We start from the raw sequence: 17,841 nt of genomic DNA on the forward strand, positions 1-17,841 counted from the left end.
AATCGAAATGGATAATCCCTTGATTTCTCTTGTGGGGCTGAAAAAATTCTACCCCAGCGGTGACGGGCGCAGTTTAGTGCTCAATGACATCAACCTGACGATACCTCGCGCCAGCATGACGGTGATCAGAGGTGTATCAGGCTCGGGCAAAACCACGCTGCTCAATGTGCTGGGCGGTTTGGATCGTGTGGATGAGGGGTTGGTCCAGGTCGCAGACGCACGCCTGAACGCCATGGACTTCAAGGCATTGACGCGTTTCAGGGCGGAGCGGGTAGGGTTCATCTTCCAGTTTCACAACTTGATCCCGACGTTGACGGTGAAGGAAAACGTGCTGACTGGGCTTGAACCGCTCCGCTCAGTCACTTTGCAGGATCATGCGCGCGCGCAGGAATATTTGCGCAAAGTTGGTCTGCACGAACACGCCGAAAAATTCCCTTCAAAACTCTCCGGAGGTCAGCAACAGCGGGTCGCTATTGCGCGAGCGCTTATCAAGGAACCTCAGTTGATTCTCGCGGACGAGCCCACCGGCAGTCTTGACGAAGAGACAGGCATGCGTGTTTTTGAACTGCTGCGTCAGATGCAGGAAGAGAAGCAGGTCACGGTGGTCATCGTCACGCATAACCCCGCACTTGGGCAGCACGCCGATGACGTCTACGAGATGCGCTCCGGCAACCTGCACAGGGCCGAACCATGAACATGCTGATGCGGCATGTGCTTCGCTCGGTTCTGGTCATTCGCTATCGCTTGCTGACCATCGCACTGATCTGTGCCTCGACCTTTGGTGTGCTGGTGGGTGCCTATTCGGCGATCGACAGTCTGTTCGATACGGTCGAGGACATTCAGTCCCACGCATCGATGGCCGATCTGGAAGTCATCTTTGCGCCGGACGATCTGATCAACCTCCCGGCATTCGATGACATTGCCGGCGTAACCGCGACCCATCACCGCTTACTGATGCCAGGGTTGGCGCCTTTGCGCGGTAGTCAGCCGGTCGCAGGGTTGATGGTGAGTGCCGACGCCGCGGATTTCTCGGCGGTCAACCGACTGAAGGCCTTGCAAGGTCGCCTGCCTAATGCAGCGGACGTTGCAGGAATTGCCCTTGAGCGTAACTGTGCGAAATTCCATGGGAAGGGCGTGGGTGACCGTTTTGATTTTATTGCCGGCGCTGCCAGGTATCCGGTGGAGGTTATCGGCATCGTTGAAAGCCCAGAGTATCTGGTCGCGCCGCTGAACCCCAGTGTGTACGTGCCCAGCAACGGCTCCCTGTGTGTGTTGTTTGCTGACCAGGGGCTCATGCGCCAGCAGTTGGGCTTTTCAGCCAGCAACAGCTTATTGTTCAGCGTGTCGCCGCATGCATCGATGAATGAGGTCAAGCAGCGCATTGCCGCGCGAGCGCAGTCGCGTCTGGCCGTCGATTACGTGCTGCCTCGCCAGGAGCAGTTCAGCCAAAAGTTCCTCGAGTTGGACCTCAATACCTTCAAGGTTTTCCTGCCGACGGTTGTGCTGATTTTTGCGCTGTCATCGACCTTGGTGGTGTTTTTCCTCATGTTCCAATGGGCCAAGGAAGAACGCCCATTGATCGCAATGTTTCTCACGCTGGGCTATACGCGTCGACAGGTCGTTTGCGCTTACAGCCTGCCTGCGCTGATGCTGATTGTGCTCGCTTTGGTGCTGGGTTGCGGCCTGGCGCTGTTTGATATGTATGCATTCGGCTGGAACTACGCACGCGCCATCGGCATGCCCGAGCCACAGTTGATGTTCAAGCCAGCTTATCTATGGCGAGCCGGATTATTGCTGTGCTGCACCGTCGCCCTGGGCATGTACTTGCCGATGCGCTCGATCATTCGCATCACGCCGATGGACGCCCTGCGTGACGTTGGCGCAGGTCAGGAGCAAGCGTTTGCGCTGCGTATGGTCGCCTGCCTGCGTCATATCGGAGGACCGTTCTGGTTTCGTTATTCGTTGCGCAACTTGCTGCGCAGCTGGCGCATCAGCCTGGTCACGGTGCTGGCAATGTCGGCGAGTATCGCAATCACCATTGCCTTCTATATTTCCCTGACGTCCATGGAGCGAACCGCGATCAGCAACGTGGAGCGCGACAACTGGAGTCGCGTGGTCGATCTGGATGTGCCCTGGTGGGATGAAGATATCGGACGTCTCGAAGGCCTGGCGTCAGGCAGTCGCTGGTCGACGTTCGTCAAAGGCGGGGCGCAGGTTTTGGGCGAAGGGCAGCTGGATAACGCCAGTCTCCTGGGTATCGAGCCGGCCGACAGCGTGCGTCACGTAAACCTGATGGAAGGCCGGATGTTGTTGGACGGCGATCTTGACACGCTGGTGATTGAACGCCGCATCGCCATTGCCCATGACGTCCACCCAGGTGACCGTTTGAATCTAAAAGTGCGAGGAAACGTCTATCCGGCCAAGGTCGTCGGGGTGTTTTCCGGGGCGCTGCCGGGTGAAGTGATTACGACGCGCCGCTTCGCTCAGCAAATGCTGTCACTGGATGAGCAGTTTACCGGCGCTTACCTGGTGGATGCGGGGAGCAGTGGCCTGGACGATGCGAGAATCTATGAGTTGGCAGGCGTGGTACGGGTTACGTCCAAGCAGAACATAGTCGCCTCCATCTTGGAGATCAGTTCGCATATCTGGGTGATCATTCACATCTGCGCGTTGATGAGTATTGCGATTGCACTGCTGTTTGCGGTGACCAGCATGAACTTCAGCATCGTGGGGCGTCGCGGCGAATATGGCGTGTTGAGAATTCTCGGTTTCAGCGACCGAAGTGTGTCGCTCATCATGCTTTGCGAAACCTTCAGCGTTGCGCTGCTTGCTGGCGTGGTGTCCATCCCGCTGGGCTATGGTCTCGCAGGCGTCCTCAATCATCGCCTGACGGACGTCTGGTTCAAGATCAACACCGACCCCGCCTTCAGTGATTTCTGGAGAGTCATCCTGCCCGCCTTGGTGATTATTCCATTCGCAGCAATGCCGGCCATTCGTCATGTATTGCGTATTCGCGCGGTAGACACGCTCAAACTCAGGAATTTTGGATGAACAGCAAACTGCTAACTGCGTTGCCTCTTTTAATGCTTTGCACATGGCCCGCCTTCGCCGACGATGCACTGGCGGTCATGCAGGATTCTGATCGCCGTATGAAGGCACAGGACGAAAAAGTCGACTATCGCATGGAGCTGTTTGAGGGCGAGCGGCTGACCTTTACACGCCAACTGAGTCGCTTGGACAAGCGTATGAGCGACCGCATGGGCACCTTGGTACGGTTCACCGCGCCCGCGGCCGTCAAGAATGTTGCTCTGTTAATTGAGGACAGTGGAAAAGCCGCGAACGACATCTGGTCTTATACCCCATCGACCAAAAGCTTGAGACGACTGGCCGGTTCTCAAAAGCAGAACTGGTTCATGGGGACGGACTTCACCTATGAAGACTTTGAGGACTACAAGCTGCTGAACTACACGTTCACCAGCCTCGCGACCTCTCAGCCCTGCCTCAGTTGGCCGGCATGCCGGCAGATTGAAGCGAAGGCGCGTAGCGAAGAGGCAGATATTTCCGGCTATTCACGCAAGGTCTATTACCTCGAAGAGCAGAGCCGTTACCCGGTGCAGGTGGATTACTTTGACCGCCAGGGGGTGCTGGTCAAACAGCTTAAAAGCGACGGCTTGCAAGTTGTTGACGGATTCAGCAGGCCTACGGCCCAGACCATGCACAATCTGGCAGCCAATAAGAGCACGCGGATGATTGTCGAGAAAGTGAGCATCAACCCTGGCATCTCGGATGCTGAATTCACTCAACGTGCCTTGCGCACTGAACACTGATCCCGAGAGTCCCGTATGTCGACTGAATCGCTGCAAACCCTGGTGCTGGAGTTGCTCGCCAGCACGTTGGAACTGGATATCACTGAGCTGGATACGCAACTGAGCATCGAAGAGCTGGGGCTCGACTCGCTGGACGTACTGAAGCTCACCTACGCAATTGAAAAGCGATTCGCTGTCAATTTATCAGCGTACAGCCATACCGATATCAGCTCCGTGTCTCGCCTGGTGGAAATACTTGCTGAACGGCTGGCCTCCAAGCGAGCGGTTTCATGAACACAGTTGTCATTACCGGAGTGGGGTGTGTGTCACCGTTTGGTGTGGGTCGAGCGCGTCTTTGGGAGGGGTTGGCCACAGGACAATGTGCCATCGCACCAGTGCCTCGTTTGATCGACGTTGTCGGCGGAACATGTAACGCGGGGGCATTGCCGGATGATGCACTTGATGGCCTGTTCACGGCCAATGAGTTGTTACTGTTAGACCGCGCGAGTCAGTTTGCACTGCTGTCGGCGGCGGAGGCGCTGGCCATGGCCGGTCTCAACCCTGCCACGGTTGACCCCTACAGGTGCGCGGTCTACATGGGCACCGCCTTGGGTGGCAGCGAGTCGTTGCACAGCGCCTATCTGGATCTCTATCAGGCCGGCAGCGCTACACTCGCGCCGTGGACGGTGCCCCGGGTCATGGCGAATGCCGCCGCCAGTCACATAAGCTTAAAATACGGTTTCAAGGGCCCAGCGCTCACCGTCAGCACCGCGTGTGCCTCTTCCACACAGGCGATTGGCGAGGCTTATCGGTTGTTGCGATGCGGTGATGCAGACCTGGTGATGGCAGGTGGTACTGACGCATGTCTTAACGCACTGGTCTGGAAAGCATGGGAGGCGTTGCGAGCAATGGCCCCCGATACCTGCCGGCCATTTTCCGTCGGCCGGCGTGGCATGGTGCTGGGCGAGGGGGGCGGGGTATTGGTTCTGGAGACCCTGGCGCATGCCCGAGCGCGCGGCGCACCGATACTGGCTCACGTATTGGGGTATGGGGTCAACAGTGACGCTGGCGACTTACTCAAGCCATCCGTGGACGGCCCCGCTCAGGCCATGCGCCAGGCCATTGCCGACAGCTGCTTGCCCGTCGAGGCATTCAGTTACATCAACGCCCACGGCACTGGCACTTTACTCAATGACCGGTGCGAAACGGCGGCTATCAAACACGTATTCGGCGCTCATGCGCCTTCGCTGGGCGTGTCATCCGTCAAGTCCTCGATAGGTCATCTGATGGGCGCTGCGGGGGTGGTCGAGTTGATTGGGGGGCTTATGGGCTCGATACACAATCAGATTCCCGGAACCCTCAATTACCTGGGGCAGGATGCCGACTGCGACTTGGACTATGTGACTGGGGGCGCGCGCGAGGCCAATGTGAAAGCGTGGCTGAAAAACTCCTTCGCGTTTGGTGGCCTTAATGTTTCCTTGGCTCTGGCTGCGCAGGGCACTCAATGATTCTGGTCACCGGCGCCAGTGGATGCCTGGGCAGTCATATCGTGCGGGAGTTGCTGGAACAGGGTGAGCACGTGGCAGTGCTGGTCTTGCCGAACGATCCAGCCGTGGCGTTGCAGAGCCTGCGCGAAGGTTTGGTCTGGCGCGAAGGCGATCTTCTGGATCCCGCCAGCCTCGGGTCCGCGCTTGAAGGCGTCACACAGATCTACCATGCCGCCGGTTTGGCGCTGCCTTACGAGTGCGAGCGCAAGCGTATGTTTGCGGTCAACGTGCAGGGAACGGTGAATTTGCTGCGGGCCGCTCGCGACGCGGGGGTCGAGCGCATCTTGCACGTATCGTCCATCGCTGCCGTTGGCTATCCGGCCGAGGAAGCGGACGAGTCAATGATCTATAACGGCGATGCATTTCGGCTGGCCTATATGCACAGCAAGCGTGATGCAGAAGATCAGGTTCGTGGTTTCTGTGCGTCGGGCATGGATATTGTCATTGCGTGTCCCTCTGCGGTCATCGCCTCCAACTGCGATGTGCTGCATGGATGGGGCAAGGTCATGCTTGATCTGCAGCTTCGACGCCTGCCGTTTATCCCACCCGGCGGCATTGCGGTCATCGGCGCGCAAGATCTGGTGAGGGGGCTGCTGGCCGTCATGGCCAAAGGCAAGAGCGGGGAGCGATATATCCTGAATGCTCATAACGTCAGCTATCTCCAATTGTTCACCTGCATGGCCGCTGCGATGGCCGTCGAAGCACCGCGTTGGCAGCCTCGCACATTGGGATGGATCGTCGCCCTTTTGCGGCCGTTGGACGTATTGCTCACGAGAATACCCCTTAGGCTCTCGGCCGATGTCGTTGCGTTGCTGGGCAGGCAGGTTCATTACCGAAGTGACAAGGCTCGTCGGCAATTAGGCTTCGTGCCGGCACAATCACTGGAGCATATGGTCCATGAGGCCGCAAGCTGGTTGACGAGTCGATAGGAGATTGATCGTTGAATGCATGGATGATGTTTGATCCTCAAGCTCGGCAGGACACGCCTGCTGTGACTGAGTTGAATGCATGGTTGCAGGACTGGGCGAAACGCCTGGACTTTCGCCTGATGGATGAGCGCCGTTGCCTGCCGCCGCACTTGGTGCTGGCAGTCGGGAACCGGGGTTTACTGGGAATGCAGGTGCCCGCCGACTATGGCGGCCGGTTGTGCTTGTCCAACTTCGAATTGCTGCGAGTACAGCGTCAATTGGGCGCCATCGACCTGACCTTGGCTTTTTTTATCGGTCTCAACAACGGGTTGGGTATCCGTCCTATTCAACGCTTCGCGGCGCCAGCGATCAAAGAGCGGTACCTGCCGCAACTGGCGAATGGTCGAATGCTCGCCGCGTTTGCGTTGACTGAGCGGGCGGCGGGCTCCAACCCGTTGGGCATGGCGGCCTGCGCGCGACGTGAAGGCAGTGTGTTCAGGCTTGATGGGACTAAGTCCTGGTCAGGTTCGGCTGCATGGGCGGGCGTCATTTCGGTATTCGCCCGGCATATTGATGACCAAGGGCGTGAGCTCGGCTATTTGGGGCTCTGTGTAGATGCAGAGCAACAAGGTATGCGCCAGGGTAGCGAAGCGATGACGCTTGGCCTCAAAGGCATGGTGCAGAACCAACTGCATTTTGAAGCTGCGCTGGTCAACCAGGACCGAGTCCTGGGAAGTGCCTATGCAGGCCTGGCTGTGGCCAGCGACACGATGGCGTTCGGCCGGCTGGGTATTGCCGCTACCTGTGTCGGTGGGTTATGGCGGTGTGTTCAGTTGATGATCCGCTATAGCACCCGACGTAGCCTGGGCGGTCACCCTCTTTGGGATCATGAGCATACTCAACGCGTGGTTGATGACGCGCTCTGTGCAGCGACAGCAATCGGTAATTGGGTCGATGAGCTGGCGCTACGACTGGATCAGGGCTCGCCTGACGCTCCCCCCGAGGTCCTGGCCGCGACGAAGTGGTTGGCCAGCGAGGTGCTCGGGGAGGTCAGTGATAGCGCGCTGCAGATGCTAGGGGCTCGCGGCTATTGCGATAACAATCCCATTGGACAACTCTGGCGCGACGCTCGCATTACGCGCTTATTCGAAGGGCCTTCGGAAACGCTGGCGGCATTCATCGGCCAGCGCGTGCTGGAACAACCCAGCACGGTCATCGCCTACCTTGACCAGACTGCCCATGGCGAAATTACCCGAGCACGAATCCTGGAGTGGACCGCCGAAGAGGTGTCCGCCTCGCGTTTATCTGCGGGTTCGCTCAGGTTGGGGGAATGTGCTGCCTGGTTGATGCTCTCGTCGCAACCGCTGGATGAATTCTGTCGCCGTTGGGTGGACTATCGACTGGAGAGGGCGCTGCACGCGTGGGAAAGAACACGTTTACCTATCAGAAAAATGAATTACTTGAGCGATTGGGCAACGATTGATGCAGGTCTTCAGGATTGCATCCAGCCCGGTGAAGAGCGCGAGATCGACCCTTTGCTAGCCTCACAGGTGAGCCTATGAAGGTACCGGCAGTGAAGGTCGGCCTTGCATTAGCGATACTGAGTAATGTCTGTTACGGCGACGCTCTCGACGCACTTGATTTCAACGGCCGTCTGGAAACCCGACAAGCGTTGACCCGCGAAGGCGAGTGGGGGCTCAACGAGTACTCCGCATTGTTGGGGGGGAGTTGGCAGGATGCATCGGGCTGGCGCTACAAGTTGCAAGTCAGGGCTTTGCAGGAAAATAAACTGGACGGCGACTATCACGAAGTCGAGCCCCGTGAACTCTTCGCTGAATACCAAGGCGAACGATGTACCTCCACGCTGGGGATACAACAAGTCGTCTGGGGCAGCGCTGACCGGCTCAGGGTCCTGGACGTGATCCATGCGTTTGACCGTCGCGAAGGCTATTTCGGCGACTATGTCCAGCAACGACGCCCATTGGCCATGCTCAACAGTGAATGCTCGGTATTCCAGGATCAGTCCTTACAGCTGCTGTTGATCCCCCAGACGCGTAAGGACCTGCTTCCCGATAGCGGTGCCCGTTTTGCTGAAACCAGGGTCAGCGATTATTTGGGCAATATCCCTCAGACCGAAGCGGATGGTCCGGACTGGCGTAAACCTTCCGACTGGACACCCGCCTTGCGCTGGAGCGGCAACGCCCATGGGGTGGACTATTCCTTGAATGGCTGGCACGGCTGGCAGACTGAAGAGACCTACTCCGCCCGGCTGACACCCGCTGGTCTGAGTTATCGAGAAGCACTGAAGCGTCGCACACTGCTTGGCGGCTCATTCGCGATGCCGATAGGGCCGTTGGTATTGAAGGGTGAAGCGGCCTTCGTCCCTGACGCCTATCGTTACTCCCAGGCACAAACCGGCATCGTTGGGCTGGAGAAGAACCGTCAGAAGCAATTGCTGCTGGGTATGGATTACTTGAGTGGGGACTGGTTCTTCGGCATGCAGTACTACAACGTCTGGAAGGAGGCCGTGGCGCGCGCCGTCGATCAGGATCGCACGCAAATGATCAGCTTGGCGGTACGCCGCGAGCTATGGCAGGGCCGGCTTTACCTCACCGCTTACGTTGCGCAGGACCTGCGGCTGGATGCGCAATATGCTTCTTTGGAAATGCGGTACGACGTTGATGCCCACTGGCAGCTACGTACGGGTGTGGACATATTCGAGGGCAGTCAGCGTAGCTTCGGTTATTTTGACGAACAAAGCCGGTGGATTAATGCTGTGCGTTATTCCTTTTAGCGTGGCCATGCGCTGCGTTAATGTGATTTTTGCGGGCGATGGCGACTCAGTTAAAAGGGGGACGTGTTGAGAGTGGGGATGCATTTCTCTCAGGAGAGACTCTCAGGGTCGCCAAAAAACATTTTGACATGGCTCTAGAACAGTAGTTTCAGATTGAAAAAATAGAATTATGCCCCCAGTTATGCCCCCAATTGCACAGGGTGTACGAGCGATCGAGAATAGCGATTTCTGACGCGGATCTGGGTGGCCGTGGCTGGTATTCAGTGCGCCTCCGTATACTGGATTACCAACCCGAATCTGGCAAATTCTTGGTCGTTAGATGAATCGATATCCTTAATTGGAGTTGTCCGGGCTGTCTTTCAGCACCCGTCCTGAAATTGGCATCGTGAGATGCTCATGCTCTGCAAGATGTTGCAATGGCGCTGGTCGTCAGAGAGATCGATCCGCGTGTCCACCGGCAGCTGGACGGGAATGCTAGGCGAATGGCCACAGAAAACGCCTAGGAAGAGGTTGTTCAGATTCAACGTGGTACGCAACGCTGAGCATCGTGCCTCTGATCATGGGTCTCAATAGTCCGGTCGGCCCCAGCACCTCTCGCTTCAACGGGGCACGGAGCCGGATGGCAGCGAGGGCGCTCAGGTTGCATATAGATGCGGGCGCCTTACCTTCGCTGTTCATTGCCAGCTAAGCCTTTGAGCTCGGTCGGCGATCATTCGTTGGGCAGGTGCAGTTGCCCTTCCATGGCGTCATGAAGAAGTCGGACGACCTCGATCACGTCGGCGGTTGCTACACGATAAAACACGATATGGCGAGGGCTCTTGACCGCCCCATGGGGCTGTTTGGCCTGCTGTCGTGAATAGATGAGGTGATAGCTGCGAAGGCCCGGTGCCAGCTCATCGCGTTCGTAGCTGCCAATGCGATAAGGCGTGTCGGCAATCGCTTGCAGCGCGGCGAGGATTAGCGCCTGATACCGCTGGCGTGCTTGATCGCCGAACTGCGTCTGGGAGAGCCTGAGGATGTCGACAATGTCGGCGCGCGCCGCGTTCGAAATCCGATACTGCGGCATGTCAGTGTTTCTCGCGCGCGGGGAGGGTGGCCTCCAGGCTCAAGCCCTCGAGGTAGTGCTCCAGATCCCGTTCGTTCAACTGAGTAAAGCGCCCTTGCTCAAAGTCCATGATGCCGATAGAGGTCGCCAGACGCAGGGCCTCAATTTTGGCGGTGTCTTCGGCGACACGCTGTTCCAATAGCCGCAAACCTTCCCGCATCACTTCGCTGGCATTCTGATAACGGCCGGACTGAACCAGGTCCTGGATAACCTGTTCCTGGTGAGGGGTGAGCACAACGTTTCTCGTTGCCATAATGAGCTCCAGCTTTCGGTAAGAAGTTACTTCCGCTCATTGGCATATTATGCCATTTTGCTTGCGAACACATGGTTCGAGGTTTGGATCTGACGAAATTTGTCGTACGGGATCGTTCTTTGCTCCATGTGTCGGCGCTGAATGAAAACTGACCCACCCTGCCGATTGAAAATTGACCCAGGGCGGATTGCTGATTTTGGCATCAGCAATTGTGGATAAGCTTAGCAGTCGTGTCCCGGTGGAAGAGGCATTAAAGCCCCACCGCATTTGGGCATGCGGCAGGGTATTTTCGGTGCGGATCAAAACAGCTCATCGTCCTCGGCACCATCATTGTCTTTGCGCTTTCGTTCACGTGATTTGATCTTGGTCTGGGCGACCAAGCTGCTGTATTGCAGGCGGTAGGACTCGTTGCCCGTTTCGACGATGTGGCAGTGGTGTGTCAGCCGATCCAGCAACGCCGTTGTCATCTTGGCGTCACCAAACACGCTCGACCATTCCGAGAAGCTGAGGTTGGTGGTGATCACCACGCTGGTGTGCTCGTACAGCTTGGACAGCAAATGAAATAACAGGGCACCACCGCTCTGGCTGAAGGGCAAATACCCCAGTTCATCGAGTATCACCAGGTCTGTTCGTAGCAGCCCTTGAGCGATGCGGCCCGTCTTGCCGTCGTACTTTTCGCGCTCCAGCAGATTGACCAGATCCACCGTGGAGTAGAAGCGCACGCGTTTGTGATGCGTCGTGATCCCGGAAACGGCCAAGGCGGTGGCGAGGTGTGTTTTGCCTGTTCCAGGCCCGCCGATGAACACGACATTCTGCGCGGTATCGGTGAACTCCAGGTTGGACAGATCCCTGATCAGGCGGGCATCTGCGCTGGAAGCGCTGAAGTCGAAGCCGGCCAAATCACGATGCATGGGCAGTTTGGCCATGTTCATCTGATGATTCACTGAGCGCACCGCTCGATCTGCATGTTCTTGTTGAAGCAGATGTTCGAGCAGCCATTTCGAGGATGCCGTCGAAGCTTCTCCTTGCGAGGCTAGTTCTTCCCAGGCGCTGGCCATGCCATGCAGACGCAGTTCTTTGAGTTCCGCCATAAGATCACGCATTGCGAGTCTCCTCATCGGTGGTACGGAGCCGGTCGTAGCGTGCCGTATTGGCGACAGGCGCTATCTTGAGTTGAAGGCTGGTTTCGGCAGACGGAGGGGCTGCTGTCGATGTCAGTCGAGCCAGGACATTCAGGATGTGGTCAGCACTCAAGCTGCCGGATTCAAGTACCAACTCCACAGCCACCAATACGGCGTCGAGCCCGGCGATGGGAACAGCCGCCAGTACTTGAGTCATGACTCGATCACCATTGGTGTGCCGCCTCAGACCGCGTTTTAGCAGTTGCAACGGCTTCGGCAGATCGGCAAACGGAGCGCCATTGCGCAGCGCACCGGGCTTGCGTTCGATGAGCGGGATGTAATGCTGCCAGTCAAAACTGACCTGATCTCGATCAAACAGGCGCTCGTGACTGGCAATCATCGTTTCATCGGCGATGACCACCACCCGTGTGGGATACAAACGGCTGCTGACCCACTGGCCGACCCGCTCACACGGCACCGAGTAGCGATTTCGCGCCACGCTGATCAGGCAGGTGCTGGAGACCCGTACGGTGCGCTCGACGTAGCCATCAAAGGCAGTCGGCATCGGCATCAATTCGGCGCGTTCTAGCTCCAGGACGTCCGCCACTGTCAGCCCGTTGTACTGCGGGTGCACCAGTTCGTCCCAGAGCGCACGGCAGCGTTGGCCGAGCCAGGCATTCAATTCCTCGAAGGTATGGAACATGCAGTTTTGAGCATCGAGCCAGATGCGCCGTCGGCTGTCTTGAACGTTCTTTTCAACGATGCCTTTTTCCCAGCCGGAGGCCACGTTGCAGAAGTCCGGATCGAATAGGTAGTGGGCACACATGACGGCAAACCGGGCATTGACTGTGCGGCCTTTGCCTTTGTTGACCTTGTCGACAGCCGTTTTCATATTGTCGTAGATGCCGCGACGCGGCACCCCACCTAACGCGCCAAACGAGCGGGTATGGGCATCGAACAACATCTCGTGGCCTTGGCTGGGATACGCAACCAACCAAAATGCGCGACTGGCGCACAGCTTCATATGGGAGACCTGGATGCGTCGGAACAGGCCGCCGATCAGCAGACCTTCTTCGCTCCAGTCGAATTGAAAGGCCTCCCCGAGTGCAAAGGTCAGCGGCACAAAGGCCCGAAAAGACTTGCCTTGCTCGCCGCGCCACGCGCGTATGAAGGCGGTGAGCTGGCTGTAGCCGCCGTCGTAGCCCTCGGCCTTGATCTGCTCGAAGAGTGCTTTGGCACTCCTGCGGTTGTGCTTTGCCCGAAACGAATCGGCCTTGAGCGCCTGCTCCAGCGTCTCGTGAAATGGACTGAGTTTGTTGAAGGTTGCGCACCGTTGGTACGCCGGCTGGGTGGCTTCGGGTGCTCTGACCCATTTTCGAATGGTGTTTCTCGACAGTCCGGTACGCTTGGCTATCTGATGCAGCGAGAGCTTGTCGCGGAAGTACATCCGCCGGATTTTTCCCAACATTTCCATGCTGATCACCCTGTGTTCTCCTGCTCGAAAAGTGAGCAGAAGCAGTTGAACACCTGGGTCAGTTTTCAGTCGGCAGAACAGCCTTTACTGGGTCAGTTTTCGGTCAGCGGCAACACGCGCACCTTAAACCGCCCGATCTGCTCGCCGTCTTCCTGCATCATCGACACGATACTGCGGCTACCGGCAGCGCTTCGACTTTGCGTGAAAAGTTCGTTGACCCGACTGCGCAACCGAAGCCGCTCAACGTCGGGATTTCGGCGCCTGAGGCGGTGGGCGTAGTAACACGAACGAGTGACATCAAAGACTGCGCAAAGCCAATCGACCGGCTCTTGGGTACTTAACTGATCAATCAGCGTGTGCGCTCGTGCTCTTCCGACATCAAGAGCGCGGTAGCCTTTTTTAAAATGGATTTCTCCCGCTCAAGACGAGCAATACGCGCTTCCAGTTCTTGGATTTTCTGCTGCTCAGGCGTCAGCGCTTTGCTCTGCGGAGTAACGCCGCTGCGCTCCTGCTGGAGTTGGTTAACCCAGCGACGCAACGCGGACTCGACCACTCCAAGCGAACGGCTGGCTTCGGTATGGCTATAGCCTTGATCGAGCACGAGGCCTGCGGCCTCGCGTTTGAATTCAGCGGAAAAGGAACGACGTTGTTTGGTCATCAGACACCTCTATCTGGCGAGCATTCTCGCCTAAATGGGTGTCCGGTTTCATTAGACCACTACAAGCGTCTACAGGAACTACAAAAACAACTGCAGGAACAACAGCAACAGCTACAAGTAGCCTTGTCAGCTTCTTATTCGAGCCCAGATGCGAAGGCAGCTTCAGTGATCGGGCTCCAGGGGCAGATCGCAGTAACGTTGGGTGCTTTACAGCAAATATCGGCTGAAATTGCCAAGCAAGCCGTTGCTGGTTCGACAGGTTCAATGGTGAACATCACCGCTTAGATCCAAATATGCGTTTGGCATGACGGTTGGTAAACCGATACGCATAATTCGACTTGGCCGCATCCAAGACGACCATTATGCGCGTAGCGTAGCGGATCTTCTCTGTGCCGCGTTACAACTGCCAGCGGCCGCGAAAGAATCATGCCCCAATATCCAGTACTGGTAATCCTCACTCAGCGGTATGGTGTACTTCACCCGGAGCACTACTGCGGCGTCATATCCGGGGTGGATCTGCCTGGCACCGGGCGAAAAACTTGCGTGCGATCATTCTCGGATTTTTTAGAACGAACAAAACCCGGTGGGGCCGTTCGGAGCCATGGATGGTTAAATGTAGTTCTAGGGCCAACGTGGATAGTCATGGAACTAGTAGATTTTGGTCTCAATCCCCCGGCCGCGCTTGCATTGGCTAGGTTTGAGCGGGGCGGAACTTGGCAGCTTCGCTGACGCGGGGTGGACACGGGTTAAGGTTGATTGAGACCGACCGATTATGGTCGAGGGCAGATCATCATCCGTAATCCGGTCGTCACCGATATTAATGTGTGGTGATGCCGAGCTGTGGGGCGATGCCCTTAAAGTTGAGCCGTAACGTCTAGCTGGAAGAACTTAGCCACTTTTACGCACCCAATAAACTCAGGATGAGTTCGGGGAGCTGAAGCTGAATATGCGTCGACTCTCAGTTTTTTCCTGCGAGTTCTTCAGCTTTACTCGCCTGGACGTGGATGCGTTGTGAGTTCGGCGGAGCTTGCTGGGACTCCAGGGGCTGCTCGCTGGGTTTGCTCTCATCCTCGTTCATCGCTTTGCGGAAGCCTTTAATCGTCTCGCCCAGGTCCGAACCCAGGTTTTTCAGCTTTTTAGTGCCGAAAACCAGGGTTACGACGATAAGAATGACTACCCAGTGCTTCCAGTCGAAAATACCCATGTTCGGTGCTCCGGCAAATTGGCAGGTGAGGGTGGTTAACCGAGCGCACTATTTGTCCGTATGCCCAAATTGGTCGGAGCGTCGATCCCGTTAATATTGCCCTAGGCCGCTCCAAATGGATTGGCGTCCGGTTGACTCAGGCTTCTGGGTGATCAGCCCCCTGATGCTGTCATGCTAGCTTGAAGGGCAGCTGACGTACCGGCTTGCCCGTAAGGCTCGCGATAGCATTTGCGAACGCCGGTGCCAATGGCGGAAGACCCGGCTCACCCATCCCGGTAGGTGGTTCGGCGCTGGGCACAATGTGGACAGCGAACTCAGGCATGTCAGTAATGCGTGGAACGCTGAAGTCAGCGAAATTGCTCTGCTGCACAACGCCATCTTTCAGAGTAATGGCGCCGCCCGGTAGGCACATCGATAATCCCATCAGGGCAGCACCTTGCACTTGAGCCTCCACGCTGCGTGGATTGACGACGAGATTGCAGTGCACGCCGGCCGTGACACGGTGCAGCACGGGCTGTCCGTCCCGCACCGAGGCCTCCACGACGTAGGCCACTACTGAGCTGAAGGACTCGTGCACCGCCACGCCCCAGGCGCGACCCGCAGGCAGTTGACGCTTACCGTACCCACTCTTGTCCACTGCCAACTGCAGCGCCGCGATATGGCGCGGACTCTTATCGGCAAACAGCTTCATCCTGTAAGCCACCGGATCCTGTTTGGTTGCCCGGGCGATGTCATCGAGCAAGGTCTCCATCACGAACGCCGTGTGCGTGGAGCCCACACTGCGCCACCACAGCACCGGCACATTGAGTTTCGGGTGATGTACGGTAAGGCGCATCGGCAGCGGATAAGGATCGCGCAGACCCTCGGTGGCCGTGGGATCGATGCCGTTCTTCACTCGACCGCCGAACATGGTGCCAGTGACGATGGATTGTCCGACCAGGACGTGGTCCCAGGCCAGTACCTTGCCGCTATCGTCGAAGCCGATGCGCGCACGGTGCAGGTGCATGGGGCGGTAGTAGCCGCCTTTGATGTCGTCCTCGCGGCTCCACAGGGTGCGCACCGGCACGTTCAGCCCTGCCGTTCGGGCGGCTTTGGCCACCTCGCACGCCAGTACCACAATGTCGCAGGTTGCTATGCCGCGCCGGCCAAAGCCGCCGCCGGCCGTCTGCACGTTAATCTGAACCTGATCAGGCTTGAGCTCTAACACGCGTGCAGCTGCTGCGTTGTCGGCGCCGGCAAACTGAGTGCCCACCCACAAATCGGCGCGGCCTGCGGACAACCGCACCGTGCAATTCAGCGGCTCCATGGGCGCATGGGCCAAATATGGGAACAGGAACTCGGCGTCCAATTGATGCGGTGCGGTTGCCAATGGCGCCATATCCGCCTCGAAGAGTCTTGGGCCAGGGCGTCCCGCGAGCTCCCGGTAGTCGGCCAACTGTTTCTCGCTATCAACCTTCTCCACGGTCGACGTATCCCATTGAACCTTGAGCGCATCACGCCCCTGCTTGGCTGGCCAGTAGCCTTCGGCGATAACGGCAACGCCTTCGGCCCCTCCATCGAGCGGTACGCGCAGCACCGTCTTGACGCCTTTGACGGCGCGGGCCGCGCTGTCATCCAGCGAAGCAATTTTGGCACCGAACACCGGCGGACGGGCCACTACCGCTGTGACTTGTCCTGGCAAGCGCATGTCAATGCCGAAATTCTGCTGCCCGCTGCTTTTGGCTTTGGCATCGATGCGGGTGGTGGCCTGGCCGATGATGCGGAAGTCTTTGGGATCCTTGAGCGTGACCTGCTCCGGGACTGGCAATGCCATCGCGGCTTCGGCCAGTTCACCGTAGCTTGCTTTACGACCCGCAGGGCCAAACACGGTGCCTGCCTGTGTACTTAGGCTGGCCACATCCACATTCCAGCGGGTCGCGGCCGCAGCCAGCAGCATGGCCCGTGCGCGGGCACCGAGTTCGCGGTACTGGGTGTAGCTGTTCTTGATTGAATTGGAGCCACCGGTGAGGTGCATACCGAAACGGGGGTCCTGGTAGGCGATGTCGCTGGTGCCGTTGCGGCTGCGCACCAGGCTCCAGTCAGCATCCAGCTCCTCGGCAAGGATCATCGGCAGACCGGTCTGTACGCCCTGGCCAAATTCCAGTCGGTTGATCGTCACCGTGACCTCGCCGCTGGGCGCGATCTGCACAAATGCGTTGGGTTGCTGATTCGGCTTGAGTGGCTCTACTGCAACGCCATTGGCCTGTTGCGCGAGAGCCAGATGAGGGAAGGCGCCAAGCGCCAGGCCGCCGATGCCGAGGATTTTGAGAAAGCTGCGCCTAGGAAGTGTGGCGTGACCGTCGGCTTGATCGCGCTCAAGCATGTGTTGCAGTGCGCGGGGCAACTCGTCCGGAAAGAGGTCGGTTAACATGGGAAGCTCCGGTCAGGCGAGGGCTTTGGCAGCATCAGCCACCGCAGCTCGGATACGCACATAAGTGCCACAGCGGCAAATATTGCCCGCCATGGCAGAGTCGATTTCGGCTGCGGTGGGCTGCTTACCCTTGGGTTGGGCTTTGAGGAACGCGGTCGCGCTCATGATCTGCCCGCTCTGGCAATAGCCGCATTGCGCCACGTCATGTTTGACCCACGCCTCGTGTACAGCCGTACCGACAGGATCACTGCCATTGGTCGCTGCTTCGATGGTGGTGATTTTGCGACCCTGCGCAGCAACGACAGGAGTGACGCAGGAGCGAATGGCCTGGCCATCCAGGTGTACGGTGCAGGCGCCGCATAGTGCTGCACCGCAGCCGAACTTCGTGCCGGTCATTCCCAGCGTGTCGCGCAGGGTCCACAGAATCGGCGTTCCAGGATCGACGTCAACTGTATAGTCACGGCCGTTGATGTTAAGGACGCTCATAGGAGGTTGCTCTCTGAGAGGTAAGTCGGATCAATGGTTCAAAATGACCTGTTCGAACGGACGATAGCCGTCTCG

At 57.8% G+C, this 17,841-nt stretch carries 16 protein-coding genes and 1 pseudogene; 9 read left to right on the forward strand and 8 right to left on the reverse strand.

Going from position 1 to position 17,841, the window contains the following annotated elements:
- Positions 1 to 7: 7 nt before the first annotated feature.
- Genes PspS35_RS13885 through PspS35_RS13920 form a run of 8 tightly spaced genes read left to right on the forward strand, consistent with a single transcriptional unit; the run spans position 8 to position 9,055 of the window.
- Complete coding sequence (locus PspS35_RS13885) at positions 8 to 694, forward strand: ABC transporter ATP-binding protein (RefSeq protein WP_159935354.1); 687 nt, start codon at positions 8 to 10, stop codon at positions 692 to 694.
- A complete protein-coding gene (locus PspS35_RS13890; protein ID WP_159935355.1) occupies positions 691 to 3,051 on the forward strand; it encodes an ABC transporter permease in 2,361 nt (786 codons plus the stop codon). Before PspS35_RS13885 ends, PspS35_RS13890 begins: the two co-directional genes overlap by 4 nt.
- Complete coding sequence (locus tag PspS35_RS13895) at positions 3,048 to 3,827, forward strand: outer membrane lipoprotein-sorting protein (RefSeq protein WP_159935356.1); 780 nt, start codon at positions 3,048 to 3,050, stop codon at positions 3,825 to 3,827. Before PspS35_RS13890 ends, PspS35_RS13895 begins: the two co-directional genes overlap by 4 nt.
- A 15-nt stretch (positions 3,828 to 3,842) precedes the next feature.
- Positions 3,843 to 4,100, forward strand: a complete 258-nt coding sequence (locus PspS35_RS13900) for an acyl carrier protein (RefSeq protein WP_159935357.1) — start codon at positions 3,843 to 3,845, stop codon at positions 4,098 to 4,100.
- On the forward strand, positions 4,097 to 5,314 hold the full coding sequence (locus tag PspS35_RS13905) for a beta-ketoacyl-[acyl-carrier-protein] synthase family protein (protein WP_159935358.1): 1,218 nt from the start codon (positions 4,097 to 4,099) through the stop codon (positions 5,312 to 5,314). The genes PspS35_RS13900 and PspS35_RS13905 overlap by 4 nt, the downstream gene beginning before the upstream one ends.
- Positions 5,311 to 6,282, forward strand: coding sequence for an SDR family NAD(P)-dependent oxidoreductase (locus tag PspS35_RS13910; protein WP_159935359.1), 972 nt, complete (start codon positions 5,311 to 5,313; stop codon positions 6,280 to 6,282). The genes PspS35_RS13905 and PspS35_RS13910 overlap by 4 nt, the downstream gene beginning before the upstream one ends.
- A gap of 11 nt (positions 6,283 to 6,293) precedes the next feature.
- Positions 6,294 to 7,823, forward strand: coding sequence for an acyl-CoA dehydrogenase family protein (locus tag PspS35_RS13915; protein ID WP_159935360.1), 1,530 nt, complete (start codon positions 6,294 to 6,296; stop codon positions 7,821 to 7,823).
- Positions 7,820 to 9,055 (forward strand): hypothetical protein, encoded by a 1,236-nt coding sequence (locus PspS35_RS13920; RefSeq protein ID WP_159935361.1) that lies wholly within the window; start codon positions 7,820 to 7,822, stop codon positions 9,053 to 9,055. The genes PspS35_RS13915 and PspS35_RS13920 overlap by 4 nt, the downstream gene beginning before the upstream one ends.
- 709 nt (positions 9,056 to 9,764) lie before the next feature.
- Here PspS35_RS13920 and PspS35_RS13925 read toward each other — a convergent pair.
- The 5 genes and pseudogenes from PspS35_RS13925 to PspS35_RS13945 all read right to left on the reverse strand — a co-directional run.
- Entirely contained in the window at positions 9,765 to 10,121 is a 357-nt protein-coding gene (locus tag PspS35_RS13925; protein WP_159935362.1) for a type II toxin-antitoxin system RelE/ParE family toxin, read from the reverse strand.
- Between the two features lies 1 nt (position 10,122).
- Positions 10,123 to 10,413, reverse strand: a complete 291-nt coding sequence (locus tag PspS35_RS13930) for a type II toxin-antitoxin system ParD family antitoxin (RefSeq protein ID WP_111756428.1) — start codon at positions 10,411 to 10,413, stop codon at positions 10,123 to 10,125.
- Positions 10,414 to 10,712: 299 nt separating this feature from the next.
- Positions 10,713 to 11,516: an IS21-like element helper ATPase IstB gene (gene istB / locus PspS35_RS13935; RefSeq protein WP_159935363.1), complete on the reverse strand. Its 804-nt coding sequence runs from the start codon at positions 11,514 to 11,516 to the stop codon at positions 10,713 to 10,715.
- Positions 11,509 to 13,008 carry an IS21-like element ISPpu27 family transposase gene (istA, locus tag PspS35_RS13940; RefSeq protein WP_159935364.1) on the reverse strand — a complete coding sequence of 500 codons (1,500 nt, stop codon included), beginning with the start codon at positions 13,006 to 13,008 and terminating at the stop codon, positions 11,509 to 11,511. Before istA ends, istB begins: the two co-directional genes overlap by 8 nt.
- Before the next feature lie 116 nt (positions 13,009 to 13,124).
- Positions 13,125 to 13,666 (reverse strand): annotated as a pseudogene (locus tag PspS35_RS13945) (transposase); the annotation flags it as partial.
- Here PspS35_RS13945 and PspS35_RS13950 point away from each other — a divergent pair.
- Positions 13,655 to 13,951 carry a hypothetical protein gene (locus PspS35_RS13950; protein WP_159935365.1) on the forward strand — a complete coding sequence of 99 codons (297 nt, stop codon included), beginning with the start codon at positions 13,655 to 13,657 and terminating at the stop codon, positions 13,949 to 13,951. The pseudogene PspS35_RS13945 and the gene PspS35_RS13950 overlap by 12 nt on opposite strands.
- 673 nt (positions 13,952 to 14,624) lie before the next feature.
- On the opposite strand, the gene PspS35_RS13955 is transcribed toward PspS35_RS13950, so the two are convergent.
- The 3 genes from PspS35_RS13955 to PspS35_RS13965 form a co-directional block, all read right to left on the reverse strand.
- Positions 14,625 to 14,870 (reverse strand): twin-arginine translocase TatA/TatE family subunit, encoded by a 246-nt coding sequence (locus PspS35_RS13955; RefSeq protein ID WP_159935366.1) that lies wholly within the window; start codon positions 14,868 to 14,870, stop codon positions 14,625 to 14,627.
- A 169-nt stretch (positions 14,871 to 15,039) separates the two neighbouring features.
- The gene (locus tag PspS35_RS13960; protein WP_159935367.1) at positions 15,040 to 17,280 is read right to left on the reverse strand and encodes a xanthine dehydrogenase family protein molybdopterin-binding subunit; all 2,241 of its coding nucleotides are present in this window, start codon (positions 17,278 to 17,280) and stop codon (positions 15,040 to 15,042) included.
- 12 nt (positions 17,281 to 17,292) lie between these two features.
- Positions 17,293 to 17,766, reverse strand: a complete 474-nt coding sequence (locus PspS35_RS13965; protein ID WP_159935368.1) for a (2Fe-2S)-binding protein — start codon at positions 17,764 to 17,766, stop codon at positions 17,293 to 17,295.
- Between the last annotated feature and the right edge of the window lie 75 nt (positions 17,767 to 17,841).

Origin of the sequence: Pseudomonas sp. S35, assembly GCF_009866765.1 — a bacterium.
Classification (GTDB): domain Bacteria; phylum Pseudomonadota; class Gammaproteobacteria; order Pseudomonadales; family Pseudomonadaceae; genus Aquipseudomonas.

What these genes read in the sequence shown, in the direction of transcription:
- PspS35_RS13965 (WP_159935368.1), bottom strand. Translation starts at nt 17,766, where the DNA reads ATGAGCGTCCTTAACATCAACGGCCGTGACTATACAGTTGACGTCGAT.
- PspS35_RS13905 (WP_159935358.1), top strand. Translation starts at nt 4,097, where the DNA reads ATGAACACAGTTGTCATTACCGGAGTGGGGTGTGTGTCACCGTTTGGT.
- PspS35_RS13890 (WP_159935355.1), top strand. Translation starts at nt 691, where the DNA reads ATGAACATGCTGATGCGGCATGTGCTTCGCTCGGTTCTGGTCATTCGC.
- istB (WP_159935363.1), bottom strand. Translation starts at nt 11,516, where the DNA reads ATGCGTGATCTTATGGCGGAACTCAAAGAACTGCGTCTGCATGGCATG.
- PspS35_RS13895 (WP_159935356.1), top strand. Translation starts at nt 3,048, where the DNA reads ATGAACAGCAAACTGCTAACTGCGTTGCCTCTTTTAATGCTTTGCACA.
- PspS35_RS13955 (WP_159935366.1), bottom strand. Translation starts at nt 14,870, where the DNA reads ATGGGTATTTTCGACTGGAAGCACTGGGTAGTCATTCTTATCGTCGTA.
- PspS35_RS13885 (WP_159935354.1), top strand. Translation starts at nt 8, where the DNA reads ATGGATAATCCCTTGATTTCTCTTGTGGGGCTGAAAAAATTCTACCCC.
- istA (WP_159935364.1), bottom strand. Translation starts at nt 13,008, where the DNA reads ATGGAAATGTTGGGAAAAATCCGGCGGATGTACTTCCGCGACAAGCTC.
- PspS35_RS13910 (WP_159935359.1), top strand. Translation starts at nt 5,311, where the DNA reads ATGATTCTGGTCACCGGCGCCAGTGGATGCCTGGGCAGTCATATCGTG.
- PspS35_RS13925 (WP_159935362.1), bottom strand. Translation starts at nt 10,121, where the DNA reads ATGCCGCAGTATCGGATTTCGAACGCGGCGCGCGCCGACATTGTCGAC.
- PspS35_RS13960 (WP_159935367.1), bottom strand. Translation starts at nt 17,280, where the DNA reads ATGTTAACCGACCTCTTTCCGGACGAGTTGCCCCGCGCACTGCAACAC.
- PspS35_RS13900 (WP_159935357.1), top strand. Translation starts at nt 3,843, where the DNA reads ATGTCGACTGAATCGCTGCAAACCCTGGTGCTGGAGTTGCTCGCCAGC.
- PspS35_RS13920 (WP_159935361.1), top strand. Translation starts at nt 7,820, where the DNA reads ATGAAGGTACCGGCAGTGAAGGTCGGCCTTGCATTAGCGATACTGAGT.
- PspS35_RS13930 (WP_111756428.1), bottom strand. Translation starts at nt 10,413, where the DNA reads ATGGCAACGAGAAACGTTGTGCTCACCCCTCACCAGGAACAGGTTATC.